Source organism: Croceibacter atlanticus HTCC2559, from assembly GCF_000196315.1.
Classification (GTDB): Bacteria; Bacteroidota; Bacteroidia; order Flavobacteriales; family Flavobacteriaceae; genus Croceibacter; species Croceibacter atlanticus.
Genome location: NC_014230.1, coordinates 1851929 through 1878243 on the forward strand (window position 1 = coordinate 1851929; position 26315 = coordinate 1878243).

Annotated in this window: 24 protein-coding genes; 10 read left to right on the forward strand and 14 right to left on the reverse strand. The window is 33.6% G+C overall.

The genetic code is table 11. The features are described 5' to 3' along the window. Nucleotides 1-5 precede the first annotated feature (5 nt). The 7 genes from CA2559_RS08370 to CA2559_RS08400 all read left to right on the forward strand — a co-directional run bounded on the left by CA2559_RS08370 (nt 6) and on the right by CA2559_RS08400 (nt 7344). Nucleotides 6-1583, forward strand: coding sequence for a bifunctional metallophosphatase/5'-nucleotidase (locus CA2559_RS08370; RefSeq protein WP_148232796.1), 1578 nt, complete (start codon nt 6-8; stop codon nt 1581-1583). A 4-nt stretch (nt 1584-1587) separates the two neighbouring features. Beyond that, the gene (locus tag CA2559_RS08375) at nt 1588-1815 is read left to right on the forward strand and encodes a DUF3820 family protein (protein ID WP_013187438.1); all 228 of its coding nucleotides are present in this window, start codon (nt 1588-1590) and stop codon (nt 1813-1815) included. Nucleotides 1816-1951: 136 nt separating this feature from the next. Continuing rightward, on the forward strand, nt 1952-3571 hold the full coding sequence (locus CA2559_RS08380; protein ID WP_013187439.1) for a CTP synthase: 1620 nt from the start codon (nt 1952-1954) through the stop codon (nt 3569-3571). Between the two features lie 81 nt (nt 3572-3652). Beyond that, a complete protein-coding gene (yidC, locus tag CA2559_RS08385) occupies nt 3653-5521 on the forward strand; it encodes a membrane protein insertase YidC (RefSeq protein ID WP_013187440.1) in 1869 nt (622 codons plus the stop codon). Continuing rightward, the gene (locus CA2559_RS08390) at nt 5508-5759 is read left to right on the forward strand and encodes a hypothetical protein (protein WP_013187441.1); all 252 of its coding nucleotides are present in this window, start codon (nt 5508-5510) and stop codon (nt 5757-5759) included. The genes yidC and CA2559_RS08390 overlap by 14 nt, the downstream gene beginning before the upstream one ends. A 52-nt stretch (nt 5760-5811) precedes the next feature. Beyond that, a complete protein-coding gene (locus CA2559_RS08395; protein WP_083798869.1) occupies nt 5812-6348 on the forward strand; it encodes an OmpH family outer membrane protein in 537 nt (178 codons plus the stop codon). Nucleotides 6349-6483: 135 nt separating this feature from the next. Next, on the forward strand, nt 6484-7344 hold the full coding sequence (locus tag CA2559_RS08400; RefSeq protein WP_013187443.1) for a hypothetical protein: 861 nt from the start codon (nt 6484-6486) through the stop codon (nt 7342-7344). A gap of 100 nt (nt 7345-7444) precedes the next feature. Here CA2559_RS08400 and guaB read toward each other — a convergent pair whose 3' ends face one another. Then, nucleotides 7445-8917 (reverse strand): IMP dehydrogenase, encoded by a 1473-nt coding sequence (gene guaB, locus CA2559_RS08405; RefSeq protein ID WP_013187444.1) that lies wholly within the window; start codon nt 8915-8917, stop codon nt 7445-7447. 198 nt (nt 8918-9115) lie between these two features. On the opposite strand from guaB, the gene CA2559_RS08410 reads away from it, so the two are divergent. Then, nucleotides 9116-9361 (forward strand): hypothetical protein, encoded by a 246-nt coding sequence (locus CA2559_RS08410; RefSeq protein ID WP_013187445.1) that lies wholly within the window; start codon nt 9116-9118, stop codon nt 9359-9361. Nucleotides 9362-9419: 58 nt separating this feature from the next. On the opposite strand, the gene CA2559_RS08415 is transcribed toward CA2559_RS08410, so the two are convergent. The 6 genes from CA2559_RS08415 to lysA form a co-directional block, all read right to left on the reverse strand. Further along, entirely contained in the window at nt 9420-11960 is a 2541-nt protein-coding gene (locus CA2559_RS08415) for a TonB-dependent receptor domain-containing protein (protein ID WP_013187446.1), read from the reverse strand. Then, on the reverse strand, nt 11941-13305 hold the full coding sequence (locus CA2559_RS08420) for an HTTM domain-containing protein (RefSeq protein ID WP_013187447.1): 1365 nt from the start codon (nt 13303-13305) through the stop codon (nt 11941-11943). The genes CA2559_RS08415 and CA2559_RS08420 overlap by 20 nt, the downstream gene beginning before the upstream one ends. A gap of 3 nt (nt 13306-13308) precedes the next feature. Beyond that, on the reverse strand, nt 13309-14469 hold the full coding sequence (locus tag CA2559_RS08425; protein ID WP_238524703.1) for an imelysin family protein: 1161 nt from the start codon (nt 14467-14469) through the stop codon (nt 13309-13311). A 76-nt stretch (nt 14470-14545) separates the two neighbouring features. After that, entirely contained in the window at nt 14546-15775 is a 1230-nt protein-coding gene (locus tag CA2559_RS08430; RefSeq protein WP_013187449.1) for a DUF4856 domain-containing protein, read from the reverse strand. A 157-nt stretch (nt 15776-15932) separates the two neighbouring features. After that, on the reverse strand, nt 15933-16409 hold the full coding sequence (locus CA2559_RS08435) for a heme-binding domain-containing protein (protein ID WP_013187450.1): 477 nt from the start codon (nt 16407-16409) through the stop codon (nt 15933-15935). Nucleotides 16410-16548: 139 nt separating this feature from the next. Beyond that, nucleotides 16549-17769 (reverse strand): diaminopimelate decarboxylase, encoded by a 1221-nt coding sequence (lysA, locus tag CA2559_RS08440; protein WP_013187451.1) that lies wholly within the window; start codon nt 17767-17769, stop codon nt 16549-16551. Between the two features lie 220 nt (nt 17770-17989). Here lysA and sucC point away from each other — a divergent pair, with 220 nt between their 5' ends. Further along, nucleotides 17990-19183 carry an ADP-forming succinate--CoA ligase subunit beta gene (gene sucC, locus CA2559_RS08445; protein ID WP_013187452.1) on the forward strand — a complete coding sequence of 398 codons (1194 nt, stop codon included), beginning with the start codon at nt 17990-17992 and terminating at the stop codon, nt 19181-19183. 61 nt (nt 19184-19244) lie between these two features. On the opposite strand, the gene CA2559_RS08450 is transcribed toward sucC, so the two are convergent. From CA2559_RS08450 to CA2559_RS08465, 4 genes are all read right to left on the reverse strand, one after another. Next, nucleotides 19245-19466 carry a hypothetical protein gene (locus tag CA2559_RS08450; RefSeq protein ID WP_013187453.1) on the reverse strand — a complete coding sequence of 74 codons (222 nt, stop codon included), beginning with the start codon at nt 19464-19466 and terminating at the stop codon, nt 19245-19247. After that, nucleotides 19466-20941: a M28 family metallopeptidase gene (locus CA2559_RS08455; RefSeq protein ID WP_013187454.1), complete on the reverse strand. Its 1476-nt coding sequence runs from the start codon at nt 20939-20941 to the stop codon at nt 19466-19468. Before CA2559_RS08455 ends, CA2559_RS08450 begins: the two co-directional genes overlap by 1 nt. 62 nt (nt 20942-21003) lie before the next feature. Next, entirely contained in the window at nt 21004-21675 is a 672-nt protein-coding gene (locus CA2559_RS08460; protein ID WP_013187455.1) for a ZIP family metal transporter, read from the reverse strand. Next, on the reverse strand, nt 21672-22403 hold the full coding sequence (locus CA2559_RS08465) for a class I SAM-dependent DNA methyltransferase (RefSeq protein ID WP_013187456.1): 732 nt from the start codon (nt 22401-22403) through the stop codon (nt 21672-21674). The genes CA2559_RS08460 and CA2559_RS08465 overlap by 4 nt, the downstream gene beginning before the upstream one ends. Before the next feature lie 45 nt (nt 22404-22448). Between CA2559_RS08465 and CA2559_RS08470 the strand changes: the two genes are divergently transcribed. Next, nucleotides 22449-23612, forward strand: coding sequence for a THUMP domain-containing class I SAM-dependent RNA methyltransferase (locus CA2559_RS08470; protein ID WP_041240970.1), 1164 nt, complete (start codon nt 22449-22451; stop codon nt 23610-23612). Here CA2559_RS08470 and CA2559_RS08475 read toward each other — a convergent pair. The 3 genes from CA2559_RS08475 to rlmD are packed head-to-tail and all read right to left on the reverse strand — an operon-like array spanning nt 23609 to nt 26238. Next, nucleotides 23609-24343 (reverse strand): DUF6048 family protein, encoded by a 735-nt coding sequence (locus tag CA2559_RS08475; protein WP_013187458.1) that lies wholly within the window; start codon nt 24341-24343, stop codon nt 23609-23611. The two genes, CA2559_RS08470 and CA2559_RS08475, sit on opposite strands and share 4 nt — an antisense overlap. Further along, nucleotides 24309-24824 (reverse strand): DUF6452 family protein, encoded by a 516-nt coding sequence (locus tag CA2559_RS08480; RefSeq protein WP_013187459.1) that lies wholly within the window; start codon nt 24822-24824, stop codon nt 24309-24311. Before CA2559_RS08480 ends, CA2559_RS08475 begins: the two co-directional genes overlap by 35 nt. 1 nt (nt 24825) lies before the next feature. Further along, nucleotides 24826-26238 (reverse strand): 23S rRNA (uracil(1939)-C(5))-methyltransferase RlmD, encoded by a 1413-nt coding sequence (rlmD, locus tag CA2559_RS08485; protein ID WP_013187460.1) that lies wholly within the window; start codon nt 26236-26238, stop codon nt 24826-24828. Nucleotides 26239-26315 lie beyond the last annotated feature (77 nt).

A 26315-nucleotide genomic window follows, 5' to 3' on the forward strand; every position in this document is an offset into this window, starting at 1 on the left:
CATTTATGACACGTTCAATCAGATTTTTAAAATCATATACCATAAAGGTTTTCTGCATTTGTATTTTAAGCATGATTATGTGGTCTTGTGGTACAACCTCTTCATTACCAAAAGCACCTATCAAAAATGTGGTTGAAGAAGACTTAATACGCTTCAATATTCTAGCCGTAAATGATGTTTATGAAATTGCAGCATTGGAGAATGGTACAATAGGTGGTATGGCACGAGTTGCTACACTTAGGGATTCATTAAAGAAAGAAAACCCAAATACATTCTTAACAATGGCAGGAGATTTTTTAAATCCATCGTTGTTGGGAACCTTAAAATATGAAGGAGAGCGTATTAAGGGTAAGCAGATGATTGAGGTGATGAATGCTATGAAATTTGACCTGGCAACATTTGGTAATCATGAGTTTGATTTGAAACCAAAAGAATTTCAATCCAGATTAAATGAATCTATGTTTAATTGGGTGTCTGCTAATGTTCAATATAACGGTGGCGATATTATCTTACCTTTTTTCAAAGAACACTACGGCATTAAATATGGTATACCACAAACTAAATCTATAAGAATTTATAATAAAGATAGTATTGCAATGTCTTTAGGTTTTGTAAGTGTTACCATAGATTCTAATCCACAGGATTGGGTAGATTACGGTAATTACTTAACGGATGCTACCTTTGCTTATAATAGTATTAAAGACACAACAGATGTTGTTATAGGTTTTACGCATTTAAGTTTAGCAGAAGATAAAGAGTTAGCAAAACAGTTACCACAGTTACCACTAATTATTGGTGGTCATGAACATGATGCAATTGACGTTACTGTAGGCTCTACCAGAATTACAAAAGCAGATGCCAATGCAAAGTCTGCATTCTTACATGAGTTTGCTTACAATACAAACACAAAAGAGGTTAGTGTAAAATCTACATTAATACCAATTGCCAAAGCTATTCCTAAAGACCCTTATGTGCAGTCGATAGTAGATAAATGGACGGCTATTCAAGATGCTGAAATAAAAAAAGTTATAGACAATCCTTACGAGGTTATTTATACTGCAAAAGAAGTTTTAGACGGTACAGACGCTTCGGGTAGAAGCAAACAGACCAACTTAGGGAAGATAGTGACTAAAGCAATGAGTTTTGCTTACAATAATGAAGTAGATGCTGTATTTGTAAATGGCGGTTCTTTTAGGATAGATGATGAATTAGAAGGCGATATAAGTAGTTTTGATATTTTTAGAGTATTAACATTTGGAGGTAATTTATTAAAAGTAAATATTAAAGGAAGCTTGTTAAACGATGTGTTAGATTACGGAAAACAAAGTGCTGGAACAGGAGCATACTTGCAACGTTATAACATTACACAGGATGCAGAAACTGGTAATTGGCTTGTAAAAGGAAAGCCTATAAATGCAGAAGAGTCCTATTGGATAGCAACATCAGATTATTTATTAAAAGGTTTTGATGTTCCTATGCTAAAAACGGGTGAGCCAGGAGTGATTAATGTAGTTACTCCAAATGCAGAAAGTTTGGCTGGAGATATTAGAAAAGCCGTTATTGCTTACCTAAAAACACTATAATCTATTGAGTTTACTTCCAGATCAATCTAAACTTATTGAGCTTGCTAAAGCTAAAATGCCCTACGGAAAATTTAAAGGTAGATTTTTAATCGATTTACCAGAACATTATATTGTTTGGTACAAGCAAAAAGGATTTCCAAAAGGAAAACTAGGCAATCAATTAGAGCAAATTTTCGAGATTAAAGTAAATGGTCTAGAACCTATGATTAGAACTATTAGAGATAGGTTTTAATTTATTGTGGTATTTTATTAATAATTAGAAGGTTGTAATATTAATTATTACAATAACTATTTTATTCAGTTTAATCCTATCTCTTACTAATACACGCTTAACTTTTATTACCTTTGCATCCCGTAAAGACAAAACAATGGCGCAACAAACCAAGTATATTTTCGTTACGGGAGGCGTTTCCTCTTCATTAGGAAAAGGCATTATAGCCGCATCACTTGCTAAGTTACTTCAAGCAAGAGGCTACAAAACAACCATACAAAAATTAGATCCCTACATAAATGTAGATCCAGGAACACTAAACCCTTATGAACATGGCGAATGTTATGTTACAGAAGATGGTGCAGAAACAGATTTAGATCTAGGTCATTATGAGCGATTTCTAAATGTAAATACGTCTCAGGAAAATAACGTTACTACTGGTCGCATTTATCAAAGTGTTATAGAAAAAGAGCGTCGTGGAGAGTTTTTAGGTAAGACTGTGCAAGTAGTTCCTCATATAACCAATGAAATTAAGGAACGTATACAAATGCTAGGTAAGCACGGTGATTATGATATTGTGATTACTGAGATTGGAGGTACTGTTGGAGATATTGAGTCTTTACCATACATAGAAAGTGTAAGGCAATTAAAGTGGGAACTAGGAGATGATAATGCATTAGTTATTCACTTAACATTAATCCCTTACTTATCTGCAGCTGGAGAGTTAAAGACAAAACCGACACAACATAGCGTAAAAACATTAATGGAAAGCGGTATAAAAGCCGATATTCTTGTTTGTAGAACAGAGCATGAATTGTCTGATGACCTTCGTGATAAACTAGCATTATTTTGTAATGTAAAGCGTGAAGCCGTTATACAATCTATTGATGCTTCTACAATATATGATGTTCCTAACCTTATGTTAGAAGAAGGTTTAGATGTTATTACTTTAGATAAATTAAAACTTTCTAAGGACACCCAACCAGATCTTACACATTGGAATGCCTTTTTAAAACGACATAAAAATCCGACTTGTGAAGTAACTGTTGGTTTGGTAGGTAAGTATGTTGAGCTGCAAGATTCTTATAAATCTATTTTAGAAGCATTTATTCATGCTGGAGCAGAGAATGAGGTAAAAGTGAATATAGAAAGCATACACTCAGAATTTATTGATGATGCTACTATAAAAGACAAAATATCTCATTTAGATGGTATCTTAGTTGCACCTGGTTTTGGAGAACGTGGTATAGAAGGAAAGGTAGATGCTGTAAAATTTGCAAGAGAAAATAACTTACCATTTTTTGGTATTTGTTTAGGTATGCAAATGGCTGTTATAGAGTATGCAAGAAATGTACTTAACCTTTCAGATGCTAATTCTATCGAGATGGATGACAGTACTAAAAACCCTGTTATCGCAATAATGGAAGATCAAAAGAACATTACCCAAATGGGTGGCACAATGCGATTAGGTTCTTGGGAATGTAAATTAAAAGATGGTTCTAAAATCCATGAGATTTACAACTCTCAAACCATACACGAGCGTCACAGACATCGTTATGAATACAATAATAAATATAAGGAGCAATTAGAAGCTGCAGGTTTAATTAGTACAGGTATAAATCCAGATACAGGTTTAGTTGAAACAATTGAGCTTAAAGACCATCCTTGGTTTATAGGTGTGCAATACCATCCAGAATATAAAAGTACAGTAGCAAATCCGCATCCATTATTTGTTGGCTTTGTTGAAGCTTGTAAACAATATTCTCAAAACAGATAACATAAGAACTCGTGCCAAGTTGGCACATCATTAATAAATGGGCGTGTTTTTGAAACGTCCAATTCCACAGAAGATAAATACATGGAAAATAAAAAATTTGACCTTAACTCATTAATCGGTTTTATATTAATTGGTGGTATTCTTATTTGGATGCTTTATAGAAATGCACCAACCGAAGAAGAACTTCAAGAAAAAGCAACTACAGAGCAAGTTGAAAAAGCAAACGAGACTAATGAAGTTGCTACACCAACTACTGTTGACTCTACTCAGGTAGCCACTACAGAAACAGACTCTATAAAACAAGCTAGGGCTAATGCACAATTAGGATCATTCGGTTATTCAAACCAATATGATAATGGCACAGTAACAACATTTGAAAATGACGTTTTGTTTTTAAAGGTTGCAAACAAAGGAGGTCAAATAGTTGAGGCTAAAATGAAGAATTTTAAAACCTACGACTCTATTCCTGTTCATCTTATAAAAGATAACAACGCATCTTTCAATATTAATTTTAAAACGTCTGACAACCGCACTTTAAATACTGAAAACTTAGCATTTGAGCCTACTTTATCTAAAAGTGGTGACAACCAAGTTTTAAGTATGAAGCTTAAGGTTTCAAATTCTGAGTATCTAGAATACCGTTATGAGCTTAAGCCAGGTGAGTATATGTTAGATTTTTCTATAAACTCTAAAGGCTTAGAAAATGTATTAAATACATCTGAAGCTGCTGTGCTTAACTGGAAATTAAAAGGTTATAGGCACGCTAAGAGTATTTCATATGAAAACAGATATACAGAGGCTATATATGAGTATGAAGATGGTAAAGATGATTACTTAGGACAGCAAGATTTTACAGATGATGAAGAGGAAGATGTTACTTATGTAGCATTTAAACAACACTTCTTTACTTCAATCTTACTTACGGATACGCCTTTTAAAACAGGTAAGTTTACGTCTAAAAATTTGGTTGAAGATGAAGATATAGATACAGTTTACACAAAGGAATTTACAGCACAGTTTCCATTAGAAACTAAAGGTGGTGAAATAGATTATAATATGAATTGGTACTACGGTCCTTCAGATTATAAAATCTTAAATGATTATGATAGGAACCTTGATGAGGTTATTCCATTAGGTTGGGGAATTTTTGGATGGATAAACCGTTATGTATTTATACCATTCTTTGCATTTATTACAAGTTTTGGAGTTGTATCTTATGGTGTGGCAATTATAATTATGACAATTGTTGTAAGAATAGTGCTGTCTCCAGTTACTTATAAATCTTACTTGTCTCAAGCTAAGATGAAAGTTCTTAAGCCAGAAATAAATGAGCTTAATGAAAAGTATAAGGACAACCCAATGAAAAAGCAGCAAGAAACAATGAAGCTGTATAGTAAGGCAGGCGCAAGCCCAATGAGTGGTTGTTTACCGGCACTTATGCAATTGCCTGTATTCTATGCATTGTTTCAGTTTTTCCCAAGTGCATTTCAACTAAGGCAGAAAAGTTTCCTTTGGGCAGATGATTTGTCAAGTTATGATACTATTGCAGAGTTACCTTTTAGCATTCCATTTTATGGCGACCACGTGAGTTTGTTCCCAATATTAGCATCTGTCGCTATCTTCTTTTATATGACGATGACTACTGGGCAAACTATGCAGCAAAACTCTCAGCCAGGAATGCCTAACATGAAGTTTATCATGTACTTGTCGCCATTATTAATGTTGTTCTTCTTTAATAACTACGCGAGTGGTTTATCATTATATTACTTTATCTCTAACCTTATTACAATTGGTATTATGTTAGTTATTAAGAATGTAATTATAGATGAAGATAAGATTCACGCTAAGATAGAAGCAAACAAGAAGAAGCCTAAAAAACAAAACAGATTTTCTAAGAAAATGCAGGAAATGATGGAACAGGCAGAAGCTCAGAAAAATGCAAAAAAATAGACAACTAAAACTAATTTGGGATTTTAGAGGTCCAGATGCAGAGCCCATAGCTAAACATCATGAGATTCACCTCAAAGAATATTTTCAAATTGAGTCTAAAGAACATTTTGGCATAGGTGTTGAAAGCCTTTCAGAAATGCATAGTATAGCATATGTAATAGTTTTAGAAACAGAAATGAAAACTGTTAGAGATGCATTAAAACCACATAGAGGTGTAGTACACGCTGTAAAAGATTAAGACTAATGTGTTAGTTCTTATAGCTTTATTACATTTGTAAAAATTTAAATATATGATGAAGAATATTTTATTAGCAGCCTTTTTTATAGTTACAACTACTGTAAGTATGGCACAATCTAAAGTTGGAACAGTAGATGTAGATTTTATCTTAACCAACATGACAGATGAGCTTAAAAAAGTTAATGACAGTCTTGCAAATTACGAGGCATCATTATCTGCACAACTGCAAACTAAGATGACAGACTATGAAACTAAGTACAAAGCTTTTGATGCTGCTCAAGCAACGATGTCTGATGCTATGAAGCAAACTAAAAGCCAAGAAATTGCTAACGTAGAGAATGATATAATGCAGTTTAGAAAAAATGGTTCTCAATTGTTAAGTTTAAGAAGAGATCAACTTTTAGCGCCTTTGTACCAACGTATAGGTAAAGCTTTAGATGCTGAAGCTAAAGCACAAAACTATTCTCAGGTTTTAAACATAGGTTCTGGAGCATTAGGCTATGCCGATCCAAAATTTGATGTTACAGAAGCTGTAATGAAACGTATGGGAGTTACTATTAAACAACAGCAACCGCAAGGACAGAATTAAAAGAGATAAATAAATTTAAAAACCCGTTCAATTTGAACGGGTTTTTTTATGGACTTATTTTAACTAAAAAAATAACCAAAAATGGGTATTACATAACTGTATTTAAGCAGCTAGTTTTGTTTAAAACCTAAAATTATGAAATCAGTATTTAGAATTACACTTTATGTAGTCTTAGCAGTTTTAGCAATTTCTTGTTCCGATGATGAGAATCCTGCAGATAACTTCTTAGGAACGCAAGATGTTACTATAACAGTAAACGATCAAGCCTACGCGTTAAAAGGTGGTGCATATTATGATGAACAAGATGAATCAAATTGTGATATCAATGAAATTGTACATTTTGGGGACTCAAGCACTTTTCGATTTGGGTTAAACAATGGTGTAGGTATAGATGTTTTTAATTTCACCTTTGATACAGATTTTAATTCTAATGGTGTAGCGGTAGGCCAAATTGTAACAAATCCTTATTTCTTTTCATTTGCAATGCGTTTTGAGAATCAAGTGAGCTTTTACAGAGGCGCTGTAATTAATGGACAAGATGCTTATTTTGGTAATGGTTCTTCAAATGAAGTAGTTGTTAGTATTCAGAATATATCTATGGTGGTTAATGAGCGAGTTTCTAATGGTCGTGAGCAAGTAATAGATGGTGTGCGCCAAGATTATCCTTTAGAAAAAGTAAGTGGCGCACTTAATTTTTCATTTACAGATGAAAGCGGTAATAGTCAGGATGTGTCTATGGATTTTAACTTAGAAGGTGAAAATATCGTTATAGAACCAGATGAGTTTATTAGCTCTGATACAAGTGATGATGATGGTAATGGTGGTGGCAGTGGAACAGATTGCGGTAATCTTGAATACAATGGACCAACAGAAGGTCAAATCGCACAATTTTGTCAAACAGCACAATTAGCGCAGTGTACTGGTAATACAACAGAGTATAACCTTTTATGTGATATCATTGCAGATTATGAGGCAACTTGTCCATATTGTAATTAAATAGATAGTATCTAATTTAGTTTGTTAATAGTTAACAAATACAAAGCCCAATCATAACTATAATGATTGGGCTTTATATATTAAATACTTTAAAATTTTTTTATCTACTATAATTAGGAGACTCTTTAGTAATAGTAACATCGTGAGGATGACTCTCATTAATTCCTGAAGACGTAATTTTTACAAAACGTCCGTTCTCTTTTAAGGTATCTACATCCTTAGCACCACAATAACCCATACCAGCTCGCAAACCACCAATAAATTGATGTATGCTTTCATAAAGTTCACCTTTATAAGGTACACGTCCTACAATTCCTTCTGGTACAAGTTTCTTGATGTCATCTTCAACATCTTGAAAGTAACGATCCTTAGAACCTTGTTTCATAGCTTCTACAGAACCCATACCACGATATGATTTAAACTTTCTTCCTTCGTAAATAATAGTTTCGCCAGGAGATTCTTTTGTACCTGCCAACAAACTACCTAACATTACAGTATCTGCACCTGCGGCAATAGCTTTAGGGATATCTCCAGTATATCTTATACCGCCATCTGCAATAACAGGAACGCCAGAGCCTTTAATAGCAGCAGCTACTTCTAATACCGCAGAAAATTGAGGAAATCCTACGCCTGCAACCACACGTGTTGTACATATAGAACCTGGACCAATACCTACTTTTACAGCATCTGCACCAGCTTCAACTAAATATTTAGCAGCTTCTCCAGTAGCAATGTTACCTACAACTACTTCTAATTTTGGAAATTTCTTTTTTACATCTTTTAATACAGCAACAACACCTTTAGTGTGACCATGTGCAGTATCTATAATCACAGCATCTACACCAGCATTTACTAATGCTTCTGCACGCTCAACTGCATCTCCGGTTACGCCAATCGCTGCAGCAACACGCAAACGGCCATATTCATCTTTATTAGCAATTGGCTTTTGAGAAAGTTTAGTAATATCTCTAAATGTAATTAAGCCAACTAATTTATCTTCAACACTAACTACGGGTAACTTTTCAATTTTGTGCTGTTGTAAAATATCTTCAGCGTCTTCTAAAGAGGTACCTTCAGATACAGTGACAAGATTTTCTGAAGTCATTACTTCACTTATCGAGCGACTGTAATTTTTTTCAAACCTAAGATCACGATTGGTTACTATTCCTAATAATTTACCATTATCATCTACGATAGGAATACCGCCAATACTAAATTCTTTCATACTAGCTTGAGCGTCTGCAACTGTAGCAGTGATAGGCAGTGTTACAGGATCTATGATCATACCACTTTCTGCACGCTTAACTTTACGTACTTTAAGCGCCTGCTTTTTAATGCTCATATTTTTATGAAGTACACCAATACCACCTTCACGAGCCATGGCAATAGCCATTCTACTTTCTGTAACAGTATCCATAGCAGCAGATACAATAGGTACATTAATAGTTATGTTGCGCGTAAATTTAGATTTTATACTGACTTCTCTAGGAAGTACTTCAGAAAAGGCTGGAACAAGAAGGACATCATCATAAGTTAATCCTTCTCCTAATATTTTGTTTTCGTGTGCAGTCATAGCAATTAAATTGGCTTCTGAAGTATAGAAGTGAGTTCGTGTTTAATTGCGTGCAAAGATAACGATTAAATTCCTCAAATACGTTGTAAAACATAAATTTACAAGCATTTAATATTAGTAACATTTAGGTATCCTAATCGTATTATTTAAATTGAATCTTAATGATAATATTAATAATTTAGTTAAAAAATAATAATTATGGCAATTAGATTAGCAAATAACTGTATAAACTGTGACCATTATGTAGATGGTGGCATTTGTGCAATACATAAAGTAATGGTTTCAGGAAAACACACTTGTGATAGTTTTGATATGAAGCTAAGTCTTAAAAATGATAGAAACTGTTTAAGTTGTGCACGTTTTGAAACTGAACATTGTGCTCATCCAGATCACGCATCTGCAGGTATGTTATGCGCGTCTTGGGCACCACAAGCTGAAGCATAATCTTAACAGATTTAATAAATGCATCCTGATAAGCTTTACGGTTTATCAGGATTTTAATTTATAGCTTTATTTGAAGTGTACCATAATAGGTAAGAGGTTGGCTAGGAATTATTCCTGGTCCAGGATAACCGGTTGCACGTCTTACAAAATAGCTGTTGTCTAATAGGTTATTAATACCAGTTTCAAACTTAAAACGTTTATAAGTATAAGACACAGATAAGTCTAAGATGTCATACGCTGGAATTTCACCAACAATACCACTTTGGCTTTCTAAATCTCTAGGTGAGTTTGTAGCATCTGTAAATTGCTCACTTAAATACGTATATTGTAAACTGCCTAAAAAGTTTTTGTATCCAAATCTTAATCCTGTTTTTAAGTTAACATCGGGTATAAACTCTACGTTGTTACCCTCAACGTTATTTTCTTGAGACGATGTGTACTCTGAGTCTGTTAAAGATAAATTAGTAAATGCACTAAGTCTAAAATCTTTGTTTTCAGAAAACGTGTCCCAAATGTTCCAATCTGCAAAACCTTCAAAACCATAGGTAATAGCATCACCTATATTACCTCTAAATCGTTCTTCTTCAATATCACTTACTTCTCTTAAGATTACTCCTAAACGGTCTTGATAGCTTAAGAAAAATCCGCCAACATCATAATTAATATATTTTCCTAAACGTCCTCTTGCACCAAAATCAATAGTATAGCCTTCTTCATCGCTTATGTTAGGATCTACTGTTAAAGATGGATTAGTTATACGAATATCATTAAAGGTTACAGATCTGTAGTTTTGACTTACATTACCGTATAACTCAATAGATGTATAAGGTTTGTAACTAAAACCAATACCTAGGAGTACAAAGTTGCGTTCAAAATCACGATTGTCAGGCACATCTTCATTTAAGATTGGGTTGCCAGCTATATCAAAGTTAATACGTTTAAATTCTCCTTGACTTTCAGTTTTTATATATTCAAATCTAAATCCAGGAGTTACAGAAAACTTATCTGTAACATTAAAGATATTCTCTCCAAAGAAGGCTAGATTAAGATTTGGAAATTCAAAATCAGATTGGCGTGCATAGTTGGGATAGTCTTCTGTGGCAAACTCAAAGTTGGCATCTGTACCATTTGTACCAGGTCCTTGGCGTTCGTTATTGTTAGATTGGTAATACTTGCCGCCTAAAAGCAGGACATTATCATCTCCAAATAACTCATAATTGGTAAGCACTCTAGCTTCTGCACCCCAATTTCTAAAATTGCCTTCAATTAATTCTCTCGGCGCATCTAGGTCGTCTTCTTGAGAAACTCTATTCTCTCGAAATCCAACAGATTTTCTATGCGCATCTAAATGAAATAAACTTAAACTAAAATCAGTTTTTTCTGAAAATTTATGATCTAATCTAAGGTTATAAAGTTTCCAATCTACTTCAAAGAAGTTTCTTGTACGGTTACTAAATGTAGGGTCTTCTTCAAACTGCTCATCTGTAAGACCGCCAGGTTGTTGCGCTAAGTAATATAAATAAGACCCTTCAAACGTTAATTTAGTTTTTTCTGAAAGTTGATACCCTAAATGAGCATGACCATTATAAGACTCAAAATTAGAGTTTGGCCTAAAGTCATCTCCTTTTTTGTAGTTAATGTAAGAGTAATACTCAAAGTCTTTTACGGTGCCGCTTACACTATTAAAAGTTGTAAACAGGTTGTAACTTCCTAATGTGTTTCTAGTAATAAACTGGAAAGGCTTTTTAGATGGTTTTTTTAGTTTAAAGTTAATAAGCCCACCAAACTGAGTACCGTATTGTAAAGATGCGGCACCTCTCACAACTTCAATAGTTTCTAAAGCTTCGGCTGGTGGTGTGTAATAACTTTCTGGATATCCTAAAACATCTGCAGAAATATCATACCCATTTTGGCGCGTATTAAAATTTGCAGTTCTATTAGGATTTAAGCCTCTACCACCAATATTTAACTGTAAACCTGCATCATTATTCTCATAAATATTAAGGCCTACAATTTGAGAGTATAATTGGCGTGCATTATTGGTTGCTGTGTTCATCGAGATATTATCTACAATAACAACTTCAGACTTTTTTCCTGCATAAATAGCTGTGCCTTCAACAGGTTTTAATTGTCTTAGTGCAAAAATACGTTCTTTACGTTGTGTGATAATTACCTCTGTAAGCTGATCTCCTAATTGTTTTAAGGTATATGTTTTCTGAAGGTTATCTGTAAGTTGAATTGTCTCTTCGTATAAATCATACTCATAGGTAAATATGGTTATGCTATATGTGCCTTCATCCAGATTTTGAAAGCTGAAGTTTCCCTCATTATCTGTAGTTGTTGAAATGCCTAGTGTTGTAATATAAACTTCAGCCTCTGCAATAGGTAAGTTTCTGTCTTCTGAATTTACTTGGCCAGAAAAGGTGTATTGAGAAAATGAAACAGTAGAAAGTAAAACTGAAAACAAAATAGTTAGAGAGAATGACTTGAAATTTTTAAGTTCATTAACCTCTAAATCTTTAGTGTGGTTTAGGATGCTTTTTATTAAACTGATGCTTTTGCTTTTAACTCTCAAAATATTATAATCCTTTAATATCATCTTTAAAATCTAAAATCCAAGTTTTGTGATTAAAATTATCACGTTGTTGTAATAAATCGACCTTTGGGTTTATGTAGGGTTGGCTTCTTCTGCCGTTTAATGCAACATAGCTCTCTACAAACACCTGTATGTTTTGATGGCCTTGAGATTTAAAATGACGTCCTAAAAATTGCGCATACTCCAAAATAAAATCAGGTTGTGTGCTCATTTGTTTTTCTTGTAATGGACTCAAAAAATCACTGTTATCCACGTAAAATTGTTTGCCGGTTTCTGCATTAACTACTTTAAACTGAGCATAGCCAGCTTTTTCCATTAGCATAACACGCCAAGAAAAACGATAGCCTTCTTCTGTCCAAAACAACTCTCCAGGATATGCTAAATAACGCCACGGCAAAAGTAATTGAATAACAAGGAATACGCCCACTAAACCTTTGTTAAAGCTTCCTTTATATTTATTAGGGGATTTAGCTTCTTCAACATTAAGACTAGAGGTCTCTATTTTAAAAAGTTTAGAAATTACTGCTAATATTTTATGGTGTACACCCGAATCAAAAAAGATAAGTGCGCTAACTATCATAATATATGGAAACATACCTATAGGAAACAGTACTCTAGTAAGTACGTGAAATACAACAACTAATATAAATGCTAAAAATCTAGTTCGTCTCCACAGTAATAAGAAAGGAATTGCCAAATCATATAACGCGCCACTCCAGCTAAAGGCATAATGCATCCATTCCTGTTGCATTAAATTTCCTAAAAGTGGTAAATCATATTTAGAAGGAAGCCAAATTTTTAAAGGCATAGCTTTTACCAACCAATCTGAATTTAATTTAGCTAAACCTGCATAAAAGTATACTATAAATAGTAGTGCCTTAATCGCATCAACTGTCCAATTTGGGACTTGATTAAGTTTTAATTTGGGGTTGTATTTGGTATCTAAAGAAAAATACCTGTTAGCTGGTAGCCATATCATTAAAAAGCTTAGGCAACTTATAAAGTAGTAATGGTTTAAGTAAGTGCTTTTATCCATAAGCTCAATATAGGTGAAGCTTAAGAAGAACGTTATAATGGCAATTCTGTACTTTAAGCCAAGTGCCACAAACAAAGCAGCCAAGCCACAAATTGCAAATAGGAGGTAAGTGTAAGACCCTAAAGGTTTAACCCAGCTAAATCCAAAATAGGAGAAGAAGAACTGTGGCTCAATATATAATTTATAAATCCAGCCATTAGCCCAAAATCTAATAATACTAGCCAACATCATTACCCCAAAAAAAATACGAAAGACCGCTAATGGTGCGGTCTCAGTATTTTTATTTAGATATGTTGTAATGTTGTTTAGCATTTATTAATCGCCATCTGTATCTACAAAGTCTACATTAATATCTAAAGCTTGCAACATGTCTACTTTTAAAAGAATAACATTGCGTTGTAATTCATCAAAAGTTAACAGCATAACAGAATTATCTGATTCAATCTGCTGAGTGAAATCATCATTTAATAAATTTCCTTGTGTTCTTGAAGCTTCAAATTGATTAACAATTAGTGTACTTAGATCATCACCATTTTTTATGGTGTTTAAGAAATTTAAATAGCTTTTAAAGCTTTCGCCTTCTGTATTACTATTAAAATGCTTTCCTTCAAAGAAATTTTGAGTAGCTGTTAAAGATGCATTAAATAAAGCTTTAGATAAATCTTTTCTATAAAAACCTTCTACATTTTCTGGTAGAGTTTCATTTGAAAAATTACCTGCAGGAATACCAATTTTACCTGCACGTAAACCTTTTTCGTAATATAAAATATAATCGTTTGCAAGCTTATCTACAGATCCTGTTGAAGATGAGCTAGTGTTTGCTACAAACGTATCTCTAAAGTTAGTTTGCCAATCTGCTAATACGATATCTGTTAAAGTAGCTATAGTTTGAGATAGCTCATTTAAGTATTGTTTGTAATTATCTGCATTAGCATTTGTAGAGTAAAGTGCAATAATATCTGTATCTGTATTGGCTGCACCGTAAATTAAATAATCTAAAGCAGGAAAACCTTGAGCATCTATAGTAGATGGTAAGGATAGGTCATAAGAACCAGAAGCAATAAAGTCTTCTATTTCTGTTGTATTTGTAGGATAAACATTTAATCTGTTTCTGTAGCGTTCTTCTTCGGCTTTGCCAATTTCGAACATAGATACATTTTGAAACGAAAGGTATGCTGTTTCCCAAGCAGCTCTTAAGTTTTCAAGATTAGCTTGATTTGGTGTTGTTGTAAAGGTTGTAGTTGCAGTAACCATTGCATCTGCATCTGCCTTAAAAGAAATGTAACTAGGAATAATGATATTATCTGCCCAGTTTATGAGCATAGTTTCACGGTTAAAGTTGTCTTGGTTGTTTCCTCCAGTAGTTGTACCATCATCTGAACCGCTATCTGAAGAACAGCTAACTATAACTGCAATAGTTAACAGCGATAATACCCAGTTTAAACCTTTTGTCATTCTTGTGATTTCTATACTCATTAGTTTGCAAATTTATTAAAAAAAGCAACCGATTGTTTTAAGCAACCGGTCGCTTACCAATTCAAAAAATTAACACTTATTGTGCGCTTCCTGCTTGTGCTACTGTAAAGCTAAACTTGCTTGCAATAGCTTCAGAAACTTCCTGTAAGCTTTCAGGAGTTATATTCCAAAGTCCGTTTTCACCATCGTCTAATAAATTAGCGATAAGTGCTTGTACTTCTGCTCTTGTAAATAGTTGAGCATTTGTGCCTGGTTGTCTTGTAAATTGAAGGCTGTAAACAAATCCTATACCTTCAGATAAATCGTGAAAAGCAGCTCCCATATCATTGTTAGTAATGGCTACACTACCTTGTTGCAAGTAGTAAACAGCTCTTATACCAATAACTTTAGAGATTTCTGTTCTTATAATTTCTGCTTGCGCATCTCTTACCTCATAATCTTTAGCTACAATTGCAGCTCTACCTAATTTAAAGGCATCAAAAATAGTTTGTGTAGTGCCTGCAAAGTCTGCATCTCCTTCTACACGGCCAACATATTTATTTAAAAATGAATCTGCATCACCAATAGTAGCTACAGGATTGTCTGCAGTTGCAGATGCACCAAATAAGTATCCGTAAGCCTCATCCCATTTGTGCTCCATAGTGGTATAAGCACTTCCTTCTTCTGTTATATCATTATCATTAGTGTCTCTGTTGTCAGCTTCATCTAAAACAGCAGTACTTAAGTAGTTGTTTAAGATTTGGTCTGTCATTAATGCACCAATTAAACCTTTAGCAAAGTATTGATTAAGCTCTATACCGCTTTCATTTACATAGCGTGTTGAAGTTCCGTCTGCAATCTGTCCTGCAACACCAGGTTGTGCAGCTGTGTTTTGATTAGGAAATACAATGTTCACTTGGTCTGCAATAAAACCATCAAAATCTGCTTTAATTTCTGCACTTTCTGTAGTGTTAGTGCTAAAGAAATCTCTACTTGCAGCAACTTTACTACGTACACTTTTGTTTGAAGCGTTTAAGTCTTCTGAAGAAAAATCGTTTGCGCCTTCTTCGTGAGCAAACATTGCATCGATTGAAGCTTCTGTAGCATTGTCAAAATCACTAAATGAAGACACAATTTCTTCACTCATTAATATACGTGTAGTTTGGCCACTAAAACTTACGGTAGACACGCCACCTCTTGAAAAGCTATACGTTGAAGGAACATTTATTTCTGAAGGCTGGTCTATTACATTAGAATCATCATCTGATGAACAGGATACAGTTGCTAAACTTGTTGCAACTAATGCAGATAACATAAGGTGTCTCATAATGGAGTCTTTGGTTGTGTTTATTTAGATTTATTATAAATAGATAATTATATCTGCGTGCAAATATACTATCTAGATACAATCTAAACAAGGTTATCTGTATTTATTCTAAATAAATTTAAAGTTTAACATTTAGTTAAACTTGGGGAAGTATGCTCTATTGTTTTGTAGTCTGTAATTGAGGTGTATATACTTGTCTTGCAAGTTTTGCCCAAGAGATTAGACTTTCTTTTTCTTCCTCGGTAATAGTGCCATGAACCCAAGTATAAGATTCCAAAGGCATTTCTCCTTCTTCAACTTCTTCAATAAGTTCATCTAATTTATGGTCTTTACGTTTTGCGCTATATTCATTCCAGCCAGAAAAATTTAAATGTTCTTTACCTTCTTCTACGTGATCTGCTAAAAAGAAATTTGCAGGTGCAATTTGTGCATACCAAGGATAAACCGTTTGGTTACTATGACAATCATAACAATCCTTACGCATTATAGCTTTAATGTTTTCTGGCATATTTGTTTCTGCCTCAAAAGCAACAACGCTAGTGTAATTGTCTTGTATGTTTTTTTCGACAGGAATAAATTGAATAACAACAAGTGCTACTAAAAGAATGATAAGGATAGTTTTTATAAACTTCATAGTGTCTAGATATTATGTTGCACAAAACTACAATTTATTTAGAATTATTCTATTTAGCTTTTTGTAAAAATATTTTTCGATTTTAAAATTTAAGTTAAATAAATAAAGCCGAGCATTATGCTCGGCTTTGTCTTTATAGTTAGGCTGTTACTGGTTCAAATTCCATAGGAACTTGGTGTTTCAGTAAATCGTCGAAGGTTTCACGTTCGCGTATTAAATGTGCCTTACCTTGGTACCAAAGTACTTCTGGTGGTCTAAATCTAGAGTTGTAATTACTAGCCATACTAAAGCAATAGGCTCCTGCATTACTAAATGCTAAAATGTCATTTTCTTTAATTTCGTTTATACGTCTGTTGTTTGCAAAAGTATCTGTTTCGCAGATATAGCCTACAACAGAATAAAAACGTTGTCTCCCGTTAGGGTTAGAAATGTTCATAATCTCATGTTGAGAACCGTAAAGCATTGGTCTTATTAAGTGATTAAAACCAGAATCTATTTGAGCAAATACTGTAGATGTTGTTTGCTTTACAACATTTACTTTAGCTAAAAACTTACCAGCCTCGCTCACTAGAAATTTACCTGGCTCAAACGCTAAGGTTAGGTCTTTACCATATTCTTTGCAAAATTCTTTAAAGCGTGTAGAAAGCTTGTCTCCAAACTCTTCGATATTAGTTTCAATATCGCCTTCTTTATAAGGGACTTTAAATCCGCTACCAAAATCTATAAACTCTAAATCTTTAAAGTTTTTAGCCGTGTCGAATAAAATTTCAGAAGCATATAAGAAAACATCAATATCTAAAATATCGCTACCCGTATGCATATGCACACCATTTATATTCATTCTAGTAAGCTCTACAATTCTTAGTATATGCGGAATTTGGTGAATGCTTATTCCAAATTTACTATCTATATGTCCTACGGAAATGTTAGTGTTACCACCTGCCATTACGTGAGGGTTTATACGAATACAAACAGGAATTTTAGGATGTTTAGTTCCAAACTGCTCTAAAACAGAAAGATTATCTATGTTTATTTGAACACCAAGTGCTGCAACTTCTTCTATTTCCTCCATAGACACTCCATTTGGAGTGTATATAATTTTCTTAGGATCTACGCCAGCAGCTAAGCCTAATTTTACTTCTTGAATAGAAACGGTGTCTAGACCTGCGCCCATACGCTTCATTAGTTGAAGTATTGCTAAATTAGATAATGCCTTAACTGCGTAGTTAATACGCACCTGTTTGACCTTTTTAAATGCACTGGTTAAGCGTTTGTACTGAGATTCAATTGTCTCAGCATTGTACACATATACGGGACTACCGTATGCCTCAGTAATGTTTAAAAGGTCTTGATTTTTCATTGTTAAATAATTGAAATTAAAATAAGGGCGTAAAATTAAACAACTCTTTGAGTATATCTCTTAAAGAAACTCTAATAAATACGCTTAACCTTAAAATTTTGTATTATAAAATCTCCTAAATAACAAGCTTTCTCTTTTTTTGATAAACCTTTATAAGATAGATTAGGGTAATCGACTCCCTTTTTTTATTTTTGCAATCTAAAATTTTAGGACAACCACTATGAACTTACACGAATATCAAGGAAAAGAAATATTAAGCAGTTTTGGCGTTGAGATACAACGCGGTATTGTGGCACAAACTCCACAAGAAGCTGTTGAGGCAGCAAAGAAATTAACAGAGCAAACCGGAACAGGTTGGCACGTGATTAAAGCACAGGTTCACGCTGGTGGCCGTGGTAAAGGTGGCGGTGTTAAGTTGGCTAAAAACCTTCAAGAGGTAGAAAGCATTTCTAATGATATCATCGGGATGAATTTGGTAACTCCTCAAACTTCTAAAGAAGGTAAAAAGGTACACCAAGTATTAGTTGCAGAAGATGTTTACTATCCTGGCGATAGTGAACCAGAAGAATATTATATGGGTGTGCTTTTAAATAGAGCAACAGGTAAAAATATGGTAATGTATTCTACAGAAGGTGGAATGGATATTGAAACTGTAGCCGAAGAAACACCACACTTAATTTTTACAGAAGAGATAGATCCTGCAACTGGACTACAAGGTTTTCAAGCTCGTAAAATAGCTTTTAACCTAGGTCTTAAAGGACAGGCATTTAAACAAATGACAAAGTTTGTTACTGCATTATACAAAGCATATATGGAATCTGATTCTTCTATGTTTGAAATTAATCCAGTTTTAAAAACTAGTGACGATAAAATTATTGCTGTTGATGCAAAAGTAACTTTAGATGAGAATGCATTGTTCCGTCATAAAGATTATGCAGCAATGCGTGACATAAGAGAAGAAAATCCTACAGAAGTTGAAGCTAAAGAAGTTGGTCTTAACTATGTAGATCTAGATGGTAATGTTGGCTGTATGGTTAACGGTGCTGGATTGGCAATGGCAACTATGGATTTAATTAAGCAAGCTGGTGGTTCTCCTGCTAACTTCCTAGATGTTGGAGGTACTGCAGATGCTGCTAGAGTAGAGGCTGCTTTTAGATTAATCTTAAAAGATCCAGAAGTAAAAGCTATCTTAATAAACATTTTTGGAGGTATTGTACGTTGTGACCGTGTGGCACAAGGTGTTGTAGATGCTTACAAAGCAATGGGAGATGCGGTAAAAGTACCAATCATTGTACGTTTACAAGGAACTAACGCAGACATAGCAAAAGAACTTATAGACAATAGTGGTTTACCAGTACAAAGTGCTATCGAGTTTAAAGAAGCTGCAGATAAAGTACAAGCTGTATTAGCATAGTACATTAAGCAACGTTTATAAAAAAAGCCCTTTCAGTAATTCTGAAAGGGTTTTTTAATTTTTAAATATTTCTGAAAATTAAGAATGCTCCTGAGATAATAAGCAAAAGGATAATGGACCAAGAATTAATGATTGCTTTCCATTCACCTGCTGTATAATCTTCCATATTAAAAGATTTATTTCTGTAGGTTTTTATTATGATCCAAGCAATTGAAATTAATATTAGGAGTAATCCTTTATGAATAGGATAATCTAACCAAAAGTTTGTTAAATACTTATCCATTAATTACCATATAATTCCTTTGCTGCTTCTTCATACTTATCTCCTTTAGTCCAAGTTGGTGTTACAGGATCATTACCTATAAGTACGCCAGCCATTACATAAGCTCTAAAAAATTGTTCTAAATAATCATAATCTAAAGAATCTGCCTCATCACCTGGTCTGTGGTAATACTTTGTTACATCGCCATTAAATGCTGTAAATCCTAAAGAAAATGTTGGTGATGGAATACCTTTTTTTGCAAAGTGTACGTTATCGCTTCTGTCAAACAAACCTTGCTCTGGAGCAGGATCATCTACAGCTGTAATACCAAATGTTTTAGCTGCATTTTTAATGTGCTGCTCTGCTGTTGTTCTAGGCAAACCAATAATAGTTGCTAAACTTTTATCATTGTAACCAGCATTATCACTATTAAAGCAATATACCATTTGGTTTAGTGGCAGTATAGGGTTATCTACATAATATTGACTACCCAATAATCCTTTTTCTTCTCCTGTAAATAATATAAATAATGCAGAACGCTTTGTAGGATGCTTAGCCAAATGTTCTGCCATACTTAAAACAGTTGTTGTGCCAACAGCATTATCTCTAGCACCGTTATAAATGGTGTCGCCTGTTTCGTCTGGAGTGCCGATACCGACGTGATCGTAATGAGCAGAATATATTATGTATTCATTTTTAAGTTGTGGGTCTGTACCTTCAACAATTCCCACAACATTTTGTGAAGTAACATTACTCAATAGCTTAGTGGAGGTTTTTAAAGTTACTTGTGATTTTTTATTTGTTGAAACTTCAGAAATTAAGTCAGCTCCTAAATCTTGAACCCAAATATATGTTAGTTCTTTACTGTCTTCTGAAGCATTGTTTTTTGCAACGCTTAATCGCGGTTCATTAAAGTTATGGTCTATAAAAGTCCACATGTTATCTTTAGCATCTAAAAATTCTATAATTGCTAAAGCACCATGTTTTTGAGCCAGTTCTTCTTTTTGGGATCGTAACCTAAAAGATGCTCTAGCGTCTTTAGTATCTTCGCTTCCAGCTTTTATTAGTAATACTTTTCCTTTGGTATCTTGTCCAGAATAGTCTTCTTCTAAACCATACCCCAAATACATTGCATTGCCGCTAAAATCTACATTTGAAGATGATAGCGCTACAAGGTTTTTAATAGATACATCATTAAGTTTAAGCTCTAAAGTAGTTGGAGCAGATTCTTTTTGAAGTTTTACTTCTTGATAAAAATCACCTGTTTCAGGATTAGGATTTACACCGTATGTTCGTAATTGATTAGCTAGATATGCTGCCGCAATTTTGTTTTCTGGTGTTCCTGTTTCACGACCTTTCAGTAAATCGTCTGCTAAAAAATAGATGTGTCCTTTAATGACATCTGAGGTTATTGTTGTTTCAATCTGTGTTTTTGTGTCTTGCGCAAAACAAGAGGTAATAAATAATACCGTAAGGCAATAGAGTAGTTGTTTCATAACTTATAAGTAGGTTTTTAATTAGCTATGGAAAGATACAACTATTCTAAAAAGTTCAGAAATTACAACAAATATGCTATGCCAATACCCAATATAATAGCTACAAGCTTGGTAGCATTAAATTTATGATTGTTGCCTGTCTCGAATAAAATGGTGGTAGAGACGTGTAAAAAGATTCCTATAACTAGAGCATTTATATAAACAGCAATTGTACTGAAATACGCAACCTTAGCTTGTAATAAACTGCCTAATGGTGTCATTAAAGCAAAAAGAATTAAAAACAATGTAATTCTAACTTTACTAAAATTGGCTTTTAATAAAAACGTACTTAAAATTATAGCAATCGGAATTTTGTGAATAACAACGCCATATAAAAGCGTATCGTGATCATGTAAAGGGAATCCTTCTAAAAGCGAGTGAATGCTCAAACTTATAAATAATACAAATGGGAAACTCTTATGATCTTCGTGATGATGAATATGGCCATGTTCTGCACCTTTAGATAAAAACTCTAAAAGAATTTGCAGTAAAATACCTATCATAATAAACAAGCCAACCTGTTTATTGTCATGAGTATAAACTTCTGGAAAAAACTCAAAAACAGTTAAAGATAGGAGGTATGCGCCACTAAAAGCTAGTAATAGTTTAATGCTTGTTAGTTGTGAGCGTTTTAAGAAGTACGCAATCGCAAAGCCAATGCAAACCGCAAGAATAGGAAGTAAATAAACTATCATTTAAAAACTAATATTAAGCGTTTAGAGGTTTCAAGATTAAAGTCATTAAGTTGATAATCACCAAACGTATTTATTAATGTTAATCCAGCTTTTTTAAAATATGTCTTAAAATCGTCTAAAGTAATGGCTTTTACTTTTTCTGTAAACTCAAACTGTTCATCATTATCTTTAAAAGAAATGTCTTTATAAATATGGTTGTTCTTTACATATCGCTTTATATGAAAATCTATACCCTTCATAGTTTTTACTTCTGTAGGCACCAAGTTTGAAATAACATTGGCAACATTCATAAAATCTATAACAGCTACACCATCTTGTTTTAAATCTTCTTTTATAGCCTTAATAGTTCTTAAATTATCTTCATCATCTTCAAAATAACCAAAGCTTGTAAATAAATTAAGAACAACATCATACGTGTTCTTAGTTGGCTTACACATGTCATGAACCTTAAACGTTAGGCTTTCATTTTCATATTGCTTTGCATGATTTATACTGTTTTTAGATAAATCGACACCTGTTACATTGTAGCCTAACGAGTTTAAAAAGACAGAATGGCGTCCTTTTCCGCAGGCTAAATCTAATATTTTAGCAGAATCTTTTGGTTTTAAATATGCCATTAAAGCTCTCATAAAAGCCTGAGCTTCATCATAACCACGATCTTTATAGAGTATGTGATAGTACGGCGTGTCAAACCACGATGCGTACCAGTTTTGGGTAGGTAATGCCATAGGCTGTAAAATTAATGTATTTTTGCACGTAGATAGTCGAATTTTATGATGAATAATTTCAAAATGGTGGCCAAAACTATGTTTGGTTTTGAGCCGCTACTAGCAAAAGAATTAAAACAACTGGGTGCCAGTTACGTAAAAGAAGGAAACCGAAACGTTGAGTTTGAGGGTGATAAGGGCTTTATGTATAAAGCAAATTTATGCTGCCGTACTGCTGTAAAAATCTTAAAACCAATTGAAACGTTTAAGGTGATTTCTGAAGATGATCTTTATAAAAAAATATATGCTATAGATTGGTCTCAGTATCTTAATGAAACAGATACTTTGGCAATTGATGGTACTGTATTTTCTGAAATTTTCACACACTCTAAATACGTTGCCTTAAAAACAAAAGATGCCATTGTAGATCAATTTAGAGAGAAAACAGGCATACGTCCTAATGTAGATTTAGATCATCCTACATTACGTATAAACATTCATATAGATCAGACTAATTGTACAGTGTCATTGGATAGCTCTGGAGATTCTCTGCACAAACGAGGCTATAGAGAGTACACAAATATTGCACCTATAAATGAAATATTAGCAGCTGGATTATTACTTAAATCTGGTTGGGATGGCTTGTCACATTTTCACGATCCTATGTGTGGTAGTGGGACTATGTTAATTGAAGCTGCAATGATAGCTTGTAACATACCACCAAATATTAATAGAGAACAATTTGCATTCGAGAAATGGAAGGATTGGGATGTAGATTTGTTTGAGAAGATTGAAGAAAGTGCGCTAAGAAAAATTAGAGGGTTTGATTATACGATAACTGGTGCAGATGAATCTCAAAGCATCATTTTAAAAGCACAAGAAAATATAGAAAATGCTAATCTAGCTGAATTTATAAAAATTAATAGACAAGATTTCTTTACTTCTGAAAAGCAAGTAGATGGTCATTTACATATGGTATTTAATCCACCTTATGGAGAACGTATTGAAGTTAACGTACCAGAATTTTACGGCAAGATAGGAGATACCTTAAAGCAAAATTATCCTGGTAGTGAAGCCTGGTTTATAACTTCAAATCTAGAAGCTATGAAATTTGTGGGCTTAAGACCGTCTCGAAAGATTAAAGTATATAATGGTAAATTAGAATCTAAATTTCTGAAATACGAAGTTTATGAAGGCACTAAAAAATTACACAAGCTAAATGATGATTAATCTTTAGCAAAGTTTTTTTGTTTTTCAGTTTTGTTGAAGATAGGAATGAGGTAGGATAAAGAATACCCATAACCTGCACCAAACTCACTGCCATCATATGTCTTTCCAAAACCTGGTATAAATAAATTATCAAAGTTTTCTGGGCTGTCATTACTAACTCTTCGTTTTAGCTGTACATGTACAGATAGGTATAAGTTGTTAAATAGTTCTGCTTTAATACCAAGCTGTAGCTCTATCCAACTAGCTGTTAAGCCATCATAATTAACGGGATCACTAACAACAGTTGGGTCAAAAAATGGCGTGTCTGTATAAATGGTATAGCTTTGTAACTCTTGAGAAAACGTAGAAAAACCATAGCGTAGGCCTACAAATATTTCATTACTCATACCTATCCAATTATCATAGGCGTTATAATTTGCTCCAACTTTAATATAACTCCCTTTAGTAAAGGCTTCTAAATTAGTTTCGTTATAATCAAATTGTTCATTACCTAATTCTGCTGCTATAAAATAATGCTTTAAGATTCTATAATCTCCAAGAAGTTCAAATCCACTATAATCTTCATCTAAAAGTGTTCTTAATGGTTTGCTTAAATCTACACCAACTCTAACACCATACTTCTCTTTAAAACTTATGCTGTCTGAAACACTTATAAGCGTTTCTTGAGCAAAGAAACTTGCGGTACACCAGAAAATACTAGTGAAAAATAGTAACGTGCGTAGTAAGCTCATCTGTAATGTTTGATTCTATTATTTCAATATTCTGTATCCAAGAGTCTGTGTCTTCTCCATTTAAACTAAAGTTTAAATCTAGATAATTAGATTTAAATCCACAGGCTCTATTTATGTACTCATCTTGTGGTGTATATGAAAATTGTAGCTCATCAATATTCTGCTCATCATTACCAGAGTTTCTTACAAACAGAAAATCTACAACTGTGCTTGCAGGATTTAGGGGTATTGCTATAGAGTCTGTATTAGCTACAATCTCTCCAGATTCATTTAAACTTACTGGGTTGTTTACGCCAACAGCAGTTATAGATAAACTAGGAACATCTTTTAACTCGGTTGGAGTTACATTAATGTCATAAAACGTAATAATTAACTTAGGCGTTGTTGGTGTAGATTCTGGACATATATCATCACGTTGGCAGCTATTGGTTGTAAAACCTATAACTAACAAAACCAAAATTGCAATAAATGAGTGTTTCATATTATCTTAATTCTAAACAAACCACATTTTCTACGTGATGTGTTTGTGGAAACATATCTACAGCCTGTGTTTTAGTTACTTTATAATAGGCATTCATAAGCTCTAAATCTCTAGCTTGTGTTGCACTATTACAACTTACATACACAATACGCTTAGGTTTAATATTAAGTATTTGTGCTACTACATCTTTATGCATACCATCTCTAGGAGGATCTGTAATAATAATGTCAGGTTGGCCGTGTTCCTCTATAAATTCTTGAGAAAACACATGTTTCATGTCTCCGGCAAAGAAATCAACGTTATTAATCTCGTTAAATTGTGCATTTTTCTTAGCATCTTCAATAGCTTCTGGTACAGACTCTATACCAACTACTTTTTTAGCTTTTTTAGCAACAAACTGTGCAATTGTTCCTGTACCAGTGTATAGGTCATAAACTAATTCGTCTCCGCTAAGGTCTGCAAATTCTCTTGTAATTTTATATAAGTTGTAAGCCTGTTTACTATTAGTTTGGTAGAAAGATTTAGCATTTATTTTAAATTTTAAACCTTCCATCTCTTCAAAGATATGGTCTCGACCAGTATAGCAAATAACGTTTTGGTCATATATTGTATCATTACCCTTATCATTAATAACATATTGTAATGATGTTATCTCAGGAAATGTTTCAGCTATATAATCTAACAGTAACTCGCGTTGTTCTTTATCATCTTTATAAAACTGAATAAGCACCATTATCTCTCCTGTTGATGCTGTTCTAATCATTAAAGTTCTTAGTAAACCTTCTTGCTTTCTTACATCAAAAAAATCTAAATTATGCTTTAGTGCAAATTCTTTAACGCTGTTTCTTATCGCATTACTTGGATCTTCTTGCAGGTGACATTTTTTTATGTCTAAAATTTTATCCCACATTCCAGGTATATGAAACCCTAAAGCATCTTTATCTGTAATTTCTACATCACTTTTAATTTCATCTAGCGTCATCCAGCGATTGTTGCTAAATGAAAACTCCATTTTGTTTCTATAAAAGTAAATGTCTTCACTTCCTAAAATAGGGGTAATCTCTGGTAGCTCTACTTTACCAATACGTTTAAGGTTATTTATAACTTCATTTTCTTTAAAAGCTAATTGGTGCTCATAGCCCATATTTTGCCATTTGCAACCACCACAAGTTCCAAAATGTTGACATTCTGGCTCAACTCGCTTATCTGAATATGATACAATGTTTACCGCTTCACCTTCATAAAAGGCACGCCTTTTTTTGTATGTCTGTATATCTGCAACATCTCCTGGTACAGCATTTTTAACAAATATAACTTTACCATCTGGAGCTTTAGCAATACTCTTGCCTTTAGATCCTGCGCCGGTAATCTCTACTGCTTCAAATAATTGTTTGGTTTTCTTTTTTCTTGCCATAGCGCAAAGGTAATTTTTTATTGCCGACTAATTATTCAAGACCCCTTAATTTTATTGGTGTGAGATGGTCAATTTAT